Below are 14,668 nucleotides of genomic sequence, written 5' to 3'. Positions count from 1 at the left end.
GAAGGGGCAGTCTGTTCGCACTTCACCAGGCCCGCATTTCCCGCTACGCACGCGTCCGGAGAGAATATATATGAAGCGATGGTTGGTTCGCGGCGCGTGGTTGCTGCTTGGTGTTACATTCACGGTCCTGATCGGGCTGATGGTGTGGGAGCCGTTTGCTGCGCAAAAGGGCGCCGCCCCCGGACAAGACCGGACCTATCAGGCAGAAATCCTCCGCAGCGAATTTGGCGTTCCGCATATCTACGGAGAGACCGATGCCGATGTTGCCTATGGTGTGGCCATCGCACATGCAGAGGATGATTTCTTCACATTGCAAGATGTCGTTGCGATGGCGCGGGGTCGCTATGGCGCGATTGCAGGCGAAGAAGGCGCGCAGATCGATTATGCCTATCACCTGCTCGATGCGCGCGGCACGGCTGAGCGGCATTACGGCAAACTTCCCCAAGACACTCGCGCACTTTTCGAAGCTTATGCGACAGGCCTCAACCAGTTTGCGCAGGAACATCCGGACGAAGTAAAGCTGGCCAATCTGTTCCCGGTCAATGGCGAAGATATCGCCACCGGTTTTGCCCTGCGGCAGCCGTTCTTTTTCGGCCTTGGCAATACTATCGGGCCACTGGTTGCGGGCGAGGCGCTGAATCCCGAATTCGGACCACCAATTCCCGAAGCAGGAGAAGCTGTTGAACCCAGCGAAAATGCACCTGCAATCATGCAGGATCCTGAGAAAGAAGAACCCGCCAATGTCGCCCGTGCCCACCCGATTTATTTCGGCGAAGATGGCGCATTGTCCGGTTCAAACGCATGGGCCATCGCCCCGGCCAAATCGGGCGACGGGGTGACCCGGCTCGTTTCCAACAGCCACCAGCCATGGCGCGGCGGCGTCGCATGGTACGAACTGGTGGTGGAGAGCAATGAAGGCTGGCACTATGCCGGCGCGAACTTCCCCGGCAGTCCGTTTCCGTTTCTGGGTCACAATGAACATCTGGGTTGGACGAACACGGTCAACCGCCCTGACATGACCGATATTTACCAGCTGGAACTGGACGATAACGGCGAAAATTACAGACTGGATGGAGAGTGGAAACCGCTGGCATCCAAACGGGTGATCCTGCCGGTCAGGTTTGGACCGCTGGTTATTCCTGTTCCGCAAACTGTCTATCGCAGCGTCCACGGTCCGGTGATCAAGAATGACAAAGGCGCATTCGCGATCCGCTATGGCGGCATGGACAATATCGGCCAGCTGGACGCCTATTACCGGCTCAACAAGGCAAGCACCTTTGATGAATGGAAGAGCATCCTTGCGCGGATGGACATCCCCTCCACCAATTTCATCTATGGCGATAATCAAGGCAATATCGCCTATGTCTATAACGCCGCGATCCCGGACCGGCCCAAAGGTCCGAACTGGCGCGGCATTCTGCCCGGCAATGACAGTTCGCTGATCTGGCAGGGAACTGTCGATTTCGATGCGATACCCAAAGTGGAAAACCCCTCTAGCGGCTGGGTCTATAACGCCAACAACATGCCCTATTCGGCGGCGGGACCGGCGGATGATATCGATCCGGACAGCGTGCCGCCCGAAATGGGCGTAGAGCTGAAAATGACCAACCGTTCGCGCCGGACCGAACAACTGATGGCGCAATATGACATCATCGATCGGGCGACGCTGGAGAAAATCAAATATGACACCGGCTATGTCCGCGAGAGCTACGTCGATCTGATGATGGACGGGGTGGAAGCGCTCGACCTGTCTGACGAACCGGAACTTGCAAAAGCGCAGAAACTGCTCGCCGAATGGGATATGAATGCCGACAGCGTCGGCTCGGGCGATTCCATCGCGCTGCTGATGATCCGTCCATGGATGAGCGCGGAATATCAGAACAAGCCGCTGCCCGATCCCAGGGAAGAACTGGAACGTTCGGTCGAGCATTTGAAAACGTATTTCGGCAGGCTTGATCCGCCAATGTCCGAATTGCTGCGCTTGCGACAGGGCCCCGGTGAGTATGCGGTCGATCTTCCACTCGATGGCGGGAGCGACACCTTGCGCGCATCGACATTGTGGGATGTCGAACCCGACGGCCGGTTGGCGGTGCGTCACGGCGACAGTTTCCTGATGTTTGTCGAATGGGAACCGGGTGAACGCGTCCGTTCACAGTCCATCCAGCCCTTCGGTGCCGCCACCACCCGGCCTGCAAGCAAGCATTTCACCGATCAGGCAGCGCTGTTCGTCAGGCATGAATTGAAACCGGTTCATTTCTGGCGCGTTGATGCACTGAAAAAATCCACCAGCCGCAAGACGGTGACCAACCGCCCGGCAAGTTAGCCAAGCCAGCCAAATTCTGCCAAGCTATTCGAATACCAACAGGGAACTTCACTATGCGCATTTCACCTTTTACCCGTTTCGCTTCGGCCAGCCTGGTCGCCCTTTCACTGGCGGCCTGTTCCACCGTTGGGACAGAGCCTGTCGCCGGAGCCACAGTCCCGCCGCCGGTCAGCGACAGCGACATCGTGAACGATGCGGCCCCCGCACAAGACGAAGCAGCCGAAGTCGCGCCGGCATCGGTCGCTGAACTGATCGAAGCGGTTTCGATCCCCTACGACCAGTTCCAGCTCGACAATGGCCTGACCGTGTTGGTCCACGAAGACCGCAAAGCGCCGGTCGTTGCGGTTTCGGTTTGGTACAATGTCGGCTCAAAGCACGAGCCAGAAGGCAAAACGGGTTTCGCGCATTTGTTCGAACATCTGATGTTCAACGGCAGCGAGAACGCGCCCAACGATTTCTTCGAACCGCTCCAGCAAGTGGGCGCGACCGATTTCAACGGCACCACATGGTTCGACCGGACAAACTATTTTGAAACGGTTCCTACGGGCGCGCTTGACCGCGCTTTGATGCTGGAAAGCGACCGGATGGGCTATCTGCTCGGCGCAGTTACGCAGGAAAAACTCGATAACCAGATCGGCGTCGTCCAGAACGAGAAACGTCAGGGAGACAACCAGCCATATGGCCTGACCGAATATGAGCAGTTGGAAAACCTCTATCCCTCGGGCCACCCCTATCACCACTCGACTATTGGTTCGATGGATGATCTTTCCTCCGCCACGCTGGAAGATGTAAAGCAGTGGTTCCGTGACAATTACGGCCCCAACAATGCGGTGATCGTGCTGGCGGGTGATATCGACACCGCGACCGCCAAAGCGAAGATGAACAAGTGGTTCGGCGCCATCCCGCGCGGCCCCGAAACCAAGCCGGTCGTCGCGCCGGTGCCGACGCTCGACGCGCCCGAAGCGAAAACCATTTACGATCAGGTGGCCACAACGCGGCTATACCGGATGTGGGCGGTGCCCGGGCTCGATAATCCGGACTTCCTGCCGCTTTCGATGGGCGCAACCGTGCTTGGCGGCCTTGCCTCATCGCGGCTCGACAACAGCCTGGTGCGCGAACAGCAGCTTGCCGTGCGCGTCGTCGCCAATGCGCAAATCTTTGCGCAGGCGGGCCAATTCGTTGTCTATGCCGACGTGAAGCCGGGTGTGGATCAGGAAACTGTTGCGGCTGCGCTTGATGCCGAAATCGCCAAATTTGTCGCCGAAGGACCAACACCTGCCGAAATCCAGCGCGCAACCACGGTCTATGCCGCGGGCCAGATCCGCGGTCTGGAGCAAGTGGGCGGTTTCAGCGGCAAAGCCCCGACATTGGCCGAAGGGCTGCTCTATCAAGGCGATCCAGCTGCCTATAAGAGCACTCTGCAGCGCGCCGCAGCGCTAACCCCTGCCCAAGTGCGCGATACCACCGCGAAATGGCTTTCGCGGCCCGTTTTCGAGCTGACTGTCGAGCCGGGCGAACGCAAGGAAGGCGGCGAGGATCGCGGCGGCTTTGTGGTTTCGCCGGAGGGTGAAGGCAATCAGCCGCAGTTCTATATCAACCCGCTTACGATGCAGCGTTCGGCCATGGCTGCGGTCGAGGCCGACAGGTCCAAACTGCCCGATATCGGCGAGCTCAAACCGCTGGATTTCCCGGCGATCGAACGCGCCACGCTGTCGAACGGTATGGAAGTCTATTTTGCCAAACGGGACGCGGTACCGGTCGTCAGCGTCCGCGTGCAGTTCAATGCCGGCTATGCCGCCGATCCGCGCGATCGCCTCGGCCTCCAGTCGCTCATGCTGCAATTGATGGATGAAGGAACCACTAGCCTCGATTCGGCTGCTTTGTCGGTCCGCCGCGAAGAACTGGGCGCATCGGTCTGGGGTTCGGCGGACGCGGATACCACTTCGTTCGGTCTCGACGCGGTCTCGCCCAATTTACTCGCGTCGCTCAACTTGCTTGCCGATTACATCCGCAACCCGGCATTCGACGCGAGCGAGCTGGAGCGTGTCCGCGCGCAGCAGCTGACCCGGATCACCAGCGAGCTCAATAGCCCCGCACAGATCGGACAACGCGCCTTGGCGCCGATCCTGTTCGGCGATCACCCCTATGGCATTCCGCCAAGCGGAACCGGCAATGCAGACGTTGTTTCCTCGGTCACGCGGGAGGAAATTTCCGATTTCCACCGCGCATGGCTGCGGCCCGATCTGGCGCGGGTGTTTGTGGTTGGCGACACATCGCTCGACGAAACGGTCAAGCTGCTGGAAGCGAGCTTTGGCGATTGGAACGCGCCCAATGTGCCCGCCCCGGTCAAAAGCTATGACGCGGAAATTCCCGCGCCGCAGCAGAAAATCGTCCTGATCAACCGGCCCAATTCGCCGCAATCGATCATTTTCGGCGCGCATGTGCTTGACCAGAAGGGTACCGATGATCTGACCGTCCTGCGTGCAGCCAATGAAGTGTTCGGCGGCAGTTTCCTGAGCCGGATCAATATGAACCTGCGCGAGACAAAGGGTTGGTCGTACGGCGTGCGCAGCATTTTGCAGGCTCCGCTCGATCGGTCGAGTTTCCTTCTTTACGCGCCTGTGCAGGCGGACCGGACAGGGGACTCGCTGGCCGAACTGCGCAAGGATCTGGCTTCCTATACCGGCGGCAATGGCGTTACCGAAGAAGAGCTGACCCGGCTCATCAACGGCAATGTGCGCGAATTGCCGGGGCAGTTTGAAACCAGCCGGGATGTTCTGGGCGGGATGATCAATATCATCACCTATGACCGTCCCGACAATTATTATGAGACGCTGGCGCAAAAATATTCCGCACTGTCTGCAGAGCAACTTGACGCTGCGGCATTGCAGTCTTTCAAGGGCGATGACCTTGTTTTTGTCATCGTTGGCGATGCCGAAGTCGTCCGCCCGCAACTTGACGCGCTGGGGCTTCCTGTGGAAGTCCGCGAAGCAACAGGTGAATAACCCGTTCTTGAACATTTGAGAGGAGAAGACACATGTCCGTAGCAGGCACTTATGATTGCGTAACCAAAAGCCCGATGGGCGACCAGAAGAGCACCGTCACCATCGTCGACAATGGCGACGGCACATTCTCCGGCACCAATGCCGGCGCAATGGGCAGCATGGATCTGGAAGACGGCAAGATCGACGGGAACAAGCTGACCTGGACGATGAATATGACCGTCCCGATGCCGATGAAGCTGGAGGGCGAAGCCACCGTAGAAGGCGACACGCTGACCGGTGAAGTCAATGCCGGCGCATTCGGCAAAATGGCCATGACCGGCACCAAAACCGGCTAAACCCAGTTCTCTGGAACAAAAAAGAAGGCCGCCGGAGCGATCCGGTGGCCTTTTTCTTTGCGTTTCCACCGCTTGTTTTGGCCCGCGCCCTACCCCGCCATAGACCCATTGAAATCAGGGGCTTGCGCCCGGCAACAACTAGATTAAACACGTCTGGCAGAGGATGCATTGCCGTTAATGCTTTTCGCATTGCGGCTCTCAATTTGATCCGTCCGATCTTGGGCGGATCTTTTACTCAGGGGCGTATAAATTATGAAAAATCTGGCGGTGTTTTTGGGTTGCGCGGCTGCAAGCGCGATGGCCTATCCGGTTTTTGCGCAGGACGCAGCTTCCCAGGTGGAAGAGGCTGTCGAAACTGCAGTAGAAGAGGTCGCGACCGAGGCTGTGCAAGTGGCTGAGGAAGCCGCCGAAGCGCCTTGCGAGCTTCACGTGTTCCCTACAACAGAGGGCCAAGCGCAGAATTTTGGTCTGTTTGGCCCCGGTCTCATAAATTCGGCAATTAACGCCGACAATAATGTCTCCAATGCTGAATATATGCGCGAGGCTCTCAGCCCGCGATTCCAGGTTGAAGCATTCCGATCAATCGACGTCGCGGCTTCGGTAGGCATGCCCGACGGGACCGAGGTCGTTTACCAGACACCGATCAGCGACCGCGATATCACCACCAAGGTGAAAACACGGCTGAGCGACAGCGAGCATGAATGTTATGCCGAACTGATCGTGACCCAGAACCTGTACCAGAAGAAAATGATCTATGGTCGCTCGCTGAACAACCGTTTCATTTTCAAGGATTTCCGCGGCGGAATCGAGAAAGCGAATATGGTCAAAGGGCGTGGTGGTAACGGGCTTTCGCACTTCCCGCCTGATACCGTTGAAGATCGCCCAGCTGCAGACGCGGATCTGCGCAAGGCATTTTTGGCTAATTTCGATGAATATTCAAAACGTTTTCGCTAAGATGCGGGCGCTCAGTTCAATCCTGGCGCCTGCGATCTTGCTGGCATCCGGCGCGCAGCCGGTTCACGCGCAGACCGAGCGATATGTCGCTGAATCGGCCCGCCAAGTTGAACCGGCTCGCCCTGTCGGATCGATTGTTCCGCAAGAGCAAATCGCGAGCAGCATCGATCTCGGCAGGATCATTCCCAATGAAGGCGGTCTGATCGGTGCGCTGATCGACCGCACTCCTGAAAAACTCGCCCAGAATGCAGCGGCAAAGGCTGACGGTTTTTTCGCCCCTTTGCGTGATGCCCTTGACGGTTTTGATGCGAACGCACTGGCAAGTTCGGCAACCTCGCAAGCAGTGGCGCAAACCGTATGGTTTGGAGCAGGCGAGCCCGCGCTCCATGCCGGAACGTCCATGGCGGCCACGCTGAATGACGAAAAGAGCGGCCGCGCCGATAGCACGGTCAGCATGACATATTGGATCGGCGCTTTTGCGACCGAGGCAAATGATACTGTCGGCGCATTGACTTGGGAGCAGGAAAGGCAGCAGCTCGAAGAAGAATTCGCGGCGCAGCACCCCGATGCCAAGGAGCTGGCCCTCGTCACCTGGCGATATCAGCTCTCTGCCGATTTCACCAATATGCAGGTCATTGCCGACCTCGCAATCAGGCGGCAAAACTCGTCCGTACGGCTCTATGAACAGCAATTGATCAGCATTGTGAAACTTCGCCGACCTTCATTCGTCGAAGAGGAAAATGTCGCGCTATGGGCGGCCAATGATGGCGCGCTGGCGCGGCGTGCCTTGGAAATGGCTTTTGCCCGCGCAGGAGAAGTTCTGCCCGCGATTCTCGCGCTAGATGAAGGCGGGTACAAGGACGCGATCAGCAAGAAGGACAGTGAAACCGCGACATCTGCAGGCTTCCATGGCCCTGTCCTGATGCGCGACGCCAAGGGGCCGGTTTTCTATGCCCGTGACGGTGACCAGCGTCTGAAAGCATTCGTGACGGTGCAAACCATCCGCAATTAAGCCAAAGCAGAAACAGAAAAGGCGGGCCGCATTTGTCGGCCCGCCTTTTTGCATATTGGATATAATTGCCGGCGCTATCCGCGCGCGGCCAGAACTTTCGCCTGCCCTACCCAGTCATCGCGCGTGATGCGGCCTTTGAAGCTGCCCAGATGCGCGTCGACTTCGGCGATTTCGCGCGCGCCCCAATCGGCAATCTGGTCAAACCGGCTGACGCCCAGCGAGTTGCACAAATCGCTGAGCTTGGGCCCGATACCTTTGATTCGGGTCAGATCATCAGGTTCGCCAACCGCGGCGGCGATGTTCGGCTTGGCCCCGTCAATTTCGGCAACTGCTAGCGGGACAGGCGCCGCAGCCGGTGCTGGAGTTGGTGCCGGAGCAGGCTCTGGTGCCGGGACGGGAGCCGGTGCCGGGGCTGGAGCCGGAGCAGGCTCTGCCTCGGGGGCAGGTTCAGCATCGTAATCGCCTGTTTCAGCATCCGCATCGGGCACAGTGCCCCAAATCCACCACGCTGTGGCAAGGCCAATGATTACCGCCAGAATAAACGGGATCGGATTGGATGTTATGAGTGATAGCATGTCTGTTCCCCCGGCCTCAGCTGCGCTTCCAGATGAAGCGGCCGATGACCACTCCGATCGCGAAAAAGAGGATCAACAAAATCCATGATTCCATAAGCAATGGCATCGCCTTATTCCCCCTCTTTGGCGGCGGCTGTACCGCTCACTGTAAACTCGATCCGGCGGTTCGCCTCATTGGCGCCGTCGCCCGGAACTTTAAGATTGCTCGATCCGAAACCCTTGGCGCTGATCCGGTCCGCAGCAATACCGCGTTCGGTCAAAGCCGCAGCAACCGCATCCGCGCGGCCTTGGCTAAGATTGTTGTTCACTTCGGCGCTGCCGGTCGCATCGGTATGCCCGCCAACGGCGACGCTCAAACCTTCGCAGGCTTTCAACACGTCAGCGACTTCGGTCACAATCGCCAGCGAGGAATCGGGCATATAGGCGCTGCCGCTTTTGAAATTGATCGTCTTGCCGGCAATCGCTTCGTCGACATTTTTCTGGCAATCGGCAACCGCAGCTTGCGATGCCTCTCCACCGGCTTCGCCGTCTTCCCTGTCGCTGGCCCAGACCACCGATGAAATTGCCGGATTGGATGCGAGCACCGCCTGCTCTGCCTTGGCCCGGTCTGCGTCGCTCAGATCGCCAAACAGGATCGCGGTTCTGGTCAGTGCACCAGCGGTTTTCATTTCAACCGATGCGCCTTCGATGCCGGTAGCAGCAAGCGCCTGACTCGCGTCGGACCCCAGCCCTTCGACGAATCGCTCGCCCGTTGCGGCGTGGCTTCCCCACGCCAAAAGTGAGGTAATTCCCCCACCTATCAATAGCTTAACCCATTTCGACATAGCGGCCCCTTCCCATTGGTTGACGGGAAACTACCGAGAGTCCGGCGAATAGCAAATGCACCAAATGTAAAATCGCATTCGGGCGCAATTGGCTGCCTGTTGCTTGGCAACCAAATCGATGGAATCAACTCTCTGCTTAGCCCAGCTTGTCCTTGAGGATCTGGTTTACAACCTGCGGGTTCGCCTGCCCCTTCATCGCTTTCATCGTCTGGCCGACGAAGAAGCCGAACAGCTTATCCTTGCCGCCCTTATATTGTTCGACCTTGTCCTCGTTATTGGCGAGGATTTCGTCGATTGCTGCTTCGATGGCGCCGGTGTCGCTGACCTGCTTAAGGCCTTCGGTGTCGGCGATCTCTTCCGGATCGCGGCCGGTTTTGAGGACAATCTCGTAGATTTCCTTGGCCTGACCGCCCGAAATATCGCCCGCACCCTGCATACCGAGGATCGCGGCCTGCGCTTCGGCAGTGGCGTATTCGAGATTGGCTTCGTCACCCAGCGACTTCACCACGCCCGGCGCGGTCGACATTGACCAGTTCGCAACCGTGGTCGCCAATTCGCTTTCGGGCTTGCCAAGATGCTTGGCAGTGATGCCGAGCAGCGTTTCAAACCGCGCGAAGGTTTCCACCTCTGCGGTTAGAACCGCGGCATTGTATTCGCTCAGACCCAGCTCCTCGATATAGCGCGTGCGCTTGGCATCGGGCAGTTCGGGCAGGCTGGCGCGGCATTCTTCAAGGAAATCATCCTCAAGATTGACCGGCAGCAAGTCCGGATCGGGGAAGTAGCGGTAATCATGCGCGTCCTCTTTGGACCGCATCGAACGCGTTTCGTGCTTGTCAGGATCGTAGAGGCGCGTTTCCTGCACCACCGTGCCGCCATCCTCAATCAGATCGACCTGGCGGCGCGCCTCGCCCTCGATCACCGCCATCACAAAGCGGACCGAATTGACGTTCTTGGTCTCTGTGCGCGTGCCCAGTTCCTCGCCCGGCTTGCGAACCGAAACGTTCACGTCGGCGCGCATAGAGCCTTGCTCCATATTGCCGTCGCACGATCCGACATAGCGCAGGATAGAGCGCAGCTTGCGCACATAGGCACCGGCTTCGGCAGGGCTGCGCATATCGGCCTTGGAAACGATTTCCATCAGAGCGACGCCGCAGCGATTGAGGTCGACATAGGACATCGTCGGATGCTGGTCATGCATCAGCTTGCCCGCATCCTGCTCGACATGAATCCGCTCGATCCCGATGATCTTGTCCTCGGGAATGCCCGCTTTCTCGTCCTTCTCCAGCAGGATCTGCCCTTCGCCGACGATGGGGTGGTAGAGCTGCGAAATCTGGTAGCCCTGCGGCAAATCGGCGTAGAAGTAGTTCTTGCGGTCAAACCGCGAATATTTGTTGATCTGCGCCTCGATCGCCATGCCGGTGCGAACCGCCTGACGGATGCACTCGGCGTTGGGCACAGGCAGCATTCCGGGCATCGCCGCATCAACGAGGCTGACCTGCGTATTCGGCTCTGCGCCAAAAGTTGTATCCGCGCCGCTAAACAGCTTGGACTGCGACGTGACCTGCGCATGGACCTCAAGGCCGATCACGACCTCCCATTCGCCCGTTGCGCCCTGGATGCGGTAGTTACTCATTTCCAATTACACTCCAAACCAGTCGTATTTGCCATTCCAGAGAAGATCATTTTACTGCGATCGTCCGAAGCAAAGACTTCGAGTACGATGACCTGCCTCCACTCAACATGGCGCGGCGTCATCTTCAGAAGCCGTCCGGCATATTTCCCGCTCACTGCCCTGGCTTCCCAACCTATGACGTCTGCGGCAAACTCAACACCCTCTTCGAGAATTTCGGCCTCAAATGGACGTGCCAGTCGACCATCAATGGTCTCGCTGTAACCCCATCCATCTATCGGTGTAATTCTCACCATTTCAAATCACTACCACCACTTCTCCGGCTTCGCGGTGAATCCGGCGCGTTCTTCAATCGCCAAACCAGCGTTCATCACGCCTTGCTCGTCAAAAGCCTTGCCGACCACTTGCAGGCCCAGCGGTAAACCATCGCTGTTCACGCCGCACGGTACGCTCATCGCGGGCAGACCTGCCAGCGACGCAGGCACGGCGAACACATCGTTGAGATACATCGTCAGCGGATCGTCCGACAGCGAGCCAAGGCCGAAGCTGGCGGTGGGCGTGGTCGGGGCGAGGATCACGTCGCACTCGTTCCATGCATTCTCGAAATCCTGCGCCACCAGTGCGCGAACCTTTTGCGCCTGATTGTAATAGGCATCGTAGAAGCCCGCGCTTAGCACATAGGTCCCAATCAGCACGCGGCGCTTGACCTCGTCACCGAAACCGGCGGCGCGAGTCTCGGCATACATATCCTGCAGCCCAGCCCCATCGGGCAGATCGCGCAGACCGTAACGCACACCGTCATAGCGCGCGAGGTTGGACGATGCCTCGGCAGGTGCGATGATATAGTACGCAGGCAGCGCATATTTGGTGTGTGGCAGGCTGATATCGACGATTTCAGCGCCCGCATCTTTCAGCCACGCAATGCCATCATCCCAGCTTTTGAGGATTTCGGCATCGGTGCCGTCCATCCGGTATTCCTTGGGAATGCCGACCTTCTTGCCCTTCATATCCGAATTGAGATTCGCCTCCCAATCGGGAACGGGCAGGTCAAGGCTGGTCGAATCCTTCGGATCAAAACCCGCCATCGCGCCGAGCATAATCGCGCAATCGCGCACATCATGCGCCATCGGGCCTGCCTGATCGAGCGAGCTGGCAAAGGCGACCACGCCCCAGCGCGAACAGCGGCCATAGGTCGGTTTGACGCCGGTGATGCCGGTGAAGGCCGCAGGCTGGCGGATCGAACCGCCCGTATCGGTTCCCGTTGCAGCAGGCGCCAAGCGCGCGGCGACAGCGGTAGAGCTACCGCCCGAGGAACCACCCGGACTCATCGGCGTATTCGAGCCATCGGGCTTGCGCCATGGCGATGTGACATTGCCGAAATAGCTGGTCTCGTTCGACGAACCCATCGCGAACTGGTCAAGATTGAGCTTGCCCAACATCCCCGCGCCCGCATCCCACAGGTTCTGCGAGACGGTGCTTTCATATTGGGGCGTGAAGCCTTCGAGGATATGGCTCGCGGCGGTGGTCTGCACGCCTTTGGTGGCGAACAGATCCTTCATGCCGATAGGCACGCCCGCCATGCTGCCCAAATCCTTGCCCGCAGCGCGGTCAGCATCGACTTTGTCGGCAGCTTCCAGCGCGGCATCGGGAGTGGTCACGATAAAGGCGTTGAGGTCCGCCGCTGCAGCGACATTGGCGTTAAACGCCTCCGCCACTTCGCGCGCGGTGAACTCGCCGGAAGCAACGCCATCACGGATGGCTGCGACGCCTAGGTTGGTTAGTTCGGTCACTTAAACTTCCCCCGTCATTCCCGCGAAAGCGGGAATCCAGCTAGAACTTTTGTTACTGGATCCCCGATCGGTCGCCGCTGCGCGGCTGTCGGGGATGATCGAATGAAACCGTACGGTTTTCATTCGATCACTTTCGGAACGCCAAAGAACCCGTGCTCGGCAGCAGGCGCATTGGCCAGCACATCATCGCGCCGGTCGCCGCCGGTTTTGGGATCGGCGTTTACCTCGTCCGCGCGCAGGCGAAGCGTGTTGGGAATGACCGCGGTCATAGGCTCGACATTGCTCGTATCAACCTCGCCCAGCTGGTCGACCCAGCCGAGAATTTGGTTGAGTTCGGGCACCATGCGCTCAAGCTCTGCATCGCTCATTTTGATGCGGGCCAGAGAGGCGATCTTGGCCACGTTTTCTTTGTTTACAGACATAGGCAGCGCTTAGCCGCGCGCGCGGGCGGCTTCAAGCATCTCGTGTGCGCTGCACAAATTAATCGAAAGGATCGCCCACCGGTTTGCCATCGACGTAAATCTGCCGCCCGCGATATTCGCGGATTTCGACTTGTGACGTGGCTGTCACTTCGCCCGCTTCTTCGGCCTCCGCACTTTCCACCTCATCAATGAATACTTCGTCCTGTTGTTCTTCGCCCGGCAGCGGCTTCGCCGGGTCGAGGACGACGAAAGACACATGGCGGCCCTGAATCAAGGCGATCCTGTGTCCCCGCTCTACGCGGCCGGTATCGAGCGCAACACAGGCATCGGAACACATCCACCGGCTACCACCGACGTGATATTCAAGACGCTCGGCCAGCGCGGGATTGTCAAAATCGATCCGCAGATTTGCCAGCCGTTCCTGCTTCTCGTCCTTATCCTCGCTGACATGGCGATATTGCCGGTATTCTTCGGCAAGCGCGGTCTTGGCGCCTTTGGCAACCGCATCATCTTCCGATTTCGCCAGCTGGTTGAGCGCAGTCCGGCCCGCTTCCCCGAAATCCCAGCGCAGGGCAGAGAAATCGAAATCCTCCGCGCTGACCACATTGCTCTTCAGACGCGACAATTGATCGCGCGTGGAGATCGCCGCAAAATCGAAAACCGGCATCGCCAGCAGCAGCGCAATGCCCGTTACAATCACCGCCAGATGCAGGTTCGACCGGCGCAGCGCATCGCGCCACCCGGCCATGCGCCCGCGAACAACTGCCGCGAAATAGGCAATGCCAAATGCGGTGGCGACGCCAATCGAAACCAAGGCCCATATCCGTTCGGGCGAGAGACCGTGCTGCGCAATACGCGCGCCAACAGAAACCGCCGCAAATACGGTCAGCGGCAGAATGCACAGCGCCAGCACCAACGCAGCCCAGCGGAGGATTTTGGACCCGGACATGTCTGCATCATCATCGCGGATCACCGCATTGGTCAGCACAAATGCCCCAACCGCACAGGCAAGCAGAACGGGTGTCGCGCTTCTGGTCGCTTCCCAAAGCACATCGGGCCCGGAAACGATCATCGCCAGCAGGAACAAAACCAAGGCGATGGCAAGCGGTATGGCGAGCAAAGACAAGACCAGAAGCACCACGGATTTGAGCGTGGAAAGTATCTTGAGCTGGTTGCGCAAAACGCCCAGCGCCGCACCGAATGCGACGCCCGAAAATACCCAGCCGAACCATTCCTGATTCAGCAGATCGCTGAGCAAAGTAATCTGCAGCAGTTCGAACAATTCGGCGAGCATCGCAATGACCGCCCAGCTCAAACCGGTAAAGGCCAGCGCACCGGCCCCGCAAATCGCGTCGGTCCAGACGAAGTAATGCGTATCGGCATAGGATGTTTTGAAACGCTTGTGGTGGAATCCCGACTGGAACAGCGGCAGCGAAAGCGTGACCGCCAGCGCCCCGGCGGCAACCCAGAATGCTTCATCCGAATAGTAATCGCTCGCGCTGGTTGCCCGCCACGCGATCCCCGCCATAACCAGCCCGGACAGCCCCGCGAAAATCGCTGGCGGGATCAGGTAATCGCGATCCAGCGTGAACGCCAAAACGCCCCCGCCGAAAAAGAAAAACGCGGTGAGCGCCATGCGCCATGGCTCGTCATCCGCGCTGTCGCTGGCGAGATGCACGCCCAGAGCAGCAATGCCGAGCAATACCGCGAGCGCCCATGGCCGCAGCGACCAATCCTCAGGCATGGAGCCTGTATCGGGTGCATCCGGCTCCAAGGTTGTGTCACTCATCGTGTCTCT

At 58.7% G+C, this 14,668-nt stretch carries 12 protein-coding genes; 5 read left to right on the top strand and 7 right to left on the bottom strand.

Features of this window, described 5'->3' with window-relative positions; all coding sequences use genetic code 11:
* The first annotated feature begins 70 nt into the window (after positions 1-70).
* The 5 genes from GRI41_RS01445 to GRI41_RS01425 all read left to right on the top strand — a co-directional run bounded on the left by GRI41_RS01445 (position 71) and on the right by GRI41_RS01425 (position 7,629).
* Positions 71-2,323, top strand: coding sequence for a penicillin acylase family protein (locus GRI41_RS01445; protein ID WP_160602872.1), 2,253 nt, complete (start codon positions 71-73; stop codon positions 2,321-2,323).
* A gap of 53 nt (positions 2,324-2,376) precedes the next feature.
* Positions 2,377-5,328, top strand: coding sequence for a M16 family metallopeptidase (locus GRI41_RS01440; RefSeq protein WP_160602871.1), 2,952 nt, complete (start codon positions 2,377-2,379; stop codon positions 5,326-5,328).
* Positions 5,329-5,360: 32 nt separating this feature from the next.
* On the top strand, positions 5,361-5,663 hold the full coding sequence (locus GRI41_RS01435; protein ID WP_160602870.1) for a hypothetical protein: 303 nt from the start codon (positions 5,361-5,363) through the stop codon (positions 5,661-5,663).
* A 252-nt stretch (positions 5,664-5,915) separates the two neighbouring features.
* A complete protein-coding gene (locus GRI41_RS01430) occupies positions 5,916-6,617 on the top strand; it encodes a hypothetical protein (protein WP_160602869.1) in 702 nt (233 codons plus the stop codon).
* Positions 6,592-7,629 (top strand): hypothetical protein, encoded by a 1,038-nt coding sequence (locus GRI41_RS01425; protein ID WP_160602868.1) that lies wholly within the window; start codon positions 6,592-6,594, stop codon positions 7,627-7,629. The genes GRI41_RS01430 and GRI41_RS01425 overlap by 26 nt, the downstream gene beginning before the upstream one ends.
* A gap of 74 nt (positions 7,630-7,703) precedes the next feature.
* On the opposite strand, the gene GRI41_RS01420 is transcribed toward GRI41_RS01425, so the two are convergent.
* The 7 genes from GRI41_RS01420 to GRI41_RS01390 form a co-directional block, all read right to left on the bottom strand.
* A complete protein-coding gene (locus tag GRI41_RS01420) occupies positions 7,704-8,204 on the bottom strand; it encodes a hypothetical protein (protein WP_160602867.1) in 501 nt (166 codons plus the stop codon).
* A gap of 110 nt (positions 8,205-8,314) precedes the next feature.
* Positions 8,315-9,028, bottom strand: coding sequence for an OmpA family protein (locus GRI41_RS01415; RefSeq protein ID WP_160602866.1), 714 nt, complete (start codon positions 9,026-9,028; stop codon positions 8,315-8,317).
* Positions 9,029-9,164: 136 nt separating this feature from the next.
* Entirely contained in the window at positions 9,165-10,661 is a 1,497-nt protein-coding gene (gene gatB / locus GRI41_RS01410) for an Asp-tRNA(Asn)/Glu-tRNA(Gln) amidotransferase subunit GatB (protein WP_160602865.1), read from the bottom strand.
* A complete protein-coding gene (locus tag GRI41_RS01405; protein ID WP_160602864.1) occupies positions 10,658-10,954 on the bottom strand; it encodes a hypothetical protein in 297 nt (98 codons plus the stop codon). The genes gatB and GRI41_RS01405 overlap by 4 nt, the downstream gene beginning before the upstream one ends.
* 9 nt (positions 10,955-10,963) lie before the next feature.
* Positions 10,964-12,448: an Asp-tRNA(Asn)/Glu-tRNA(Gln) amidotransferase subunit GatA gene (gene gatA, locus GRI41_RS01400; protein WP_160602863.1), complete on the bottom strand. Its 1,485-nt coding sequence runs from the start codon at positions 12,446-12,448 to the stop codon at positions 10,964-10,966.
* A 119-nt stretch (positions 12,449-12,567) separates the two neighbouring features.
* Positions 12,568-12,870: an Asp-tRNA(Asn)/Glu-tRNA(Gln) amidotransferase subunit GatC gene (gatC, locus tag GRI41_RS01395; RefSeq protein ID WP_160602862.1), complete on the bottom strand. Its 303-nt coding sequence runs from the start codon at positions 12,868-12,870 to the stop codon at positions 12,568-12,570.
* 58 nt (positions 12,871-12,928) lie between these two features.
* Positions 12,929-14,659, bottom strand: coding sequence for a DUF4153 domain-containing protein (locus GRI41_RS01390; RefSeq protein WP_160602861.1), 1,731 nt, complete (start codon positions 14,657-14,659; stop codon positions 12,929-12,931).
* Positions 14,660-14,668 lie beyond the last annotated feature (9 nt).

It is taken from the genome of Pontixanthobacter aquaemixtae (assembly GCF_009827395.1).
Taxonomy (GTDB): domain Bacteria; phylum Pseudomonadota; class Alphaproteobacteria; order Sphingomonadales; family Sphingomonadaceae; genus Pontixanthobacter; species Pontixanthobacter aquaemixtae.
This window is presented reverse-complemented; position numbering and strand designations above follow the sequence as displayed.

What these genes read in the sequence shown, in the direction of transcription:
- GRI41_RS01445 (WP_160602872.1), top strand. Translation starts at nt 71, where the DNA reads ATGAAGCGATGGTTGGTTCGCGGCGCGTGGTTGCTGCTTGGTGTTACA.
- GRI41_RS01440 (WP_160602871.1), top strand. Translation starts at nt 2,377, where the DNA reads ATGCGCATTTCACCTTTTACCCGTTTCGCTTCGGCCAGCCTGGTCGCC.
- GRI41_RS01435 (WP_160602870.1), top strand. Translation starts at nt 5,361, where the DNA reads ATGTCCGTAGCAGGCACTTATGATTGCGTAACCAAAAGCCCGATGGGC.
- GRI41_RS01430 (WP_160602869.1), top strand. Translation starts at nt 5,916, where the DNA reads ATGAAAAATCTGGCGGTGTTTTTGGGTTGCGCGGCTGCAAGCGCGATG.
- GRI41_RS01425 (WP_160602868.1), top strand. Translation starts at nt 6,592, where the DNA reads ATGAATATTCAAAACGTTTTCGCTAAGATGCGGGCGCTCAGTTCAATC.
- GRI41_RS01420 (WP_160602867.1), bottom strand. Translation starts at nt 8,204, where the DNA reads ATGCTATCACTCATAACATCCAATCCGATCCCGTTTATTCTGGCGGTA.
- GRI41_RS01415 (WP_160602866.1), bottom strand. Translation starts at nt 9,028, where the DNA reads ATGTCGAAATGGGTTAAGCTATTGATAGGTGGGGGAATTACCTCACTT.
- gatB (WP_160602865.1), bottom strand. Translation starts at nt 10,661, where the DNA reads ATGAGTAACTACCGCATCCAGGGCGCAACGGGCGAATGGGAGGTCGTG.
- GRI41_RS01405 (WP_160602864.1), bottom strand. Translation starts at nt 10,954, where the DNA reads ATGGTGAGAATTACACCGATAGATGGATGGGGTTACAGCGAGACCATT.
- gatC (WP_160602862.1), bottom strand. Translation starts at nt 12,870, where the DNA reads ATGTCTGTAAACAAAGAAAACGTGGCCAAGATCGCCTCTCTGGCCCGC.
- GRI41_RS01390 (WP_160602861.1), bottom strand. Translation starts at nt 14,659, where the DNA reads ATGAGTGACACAACCTTGGAGCCGGATGCACCCGATACAGGCTCCATG.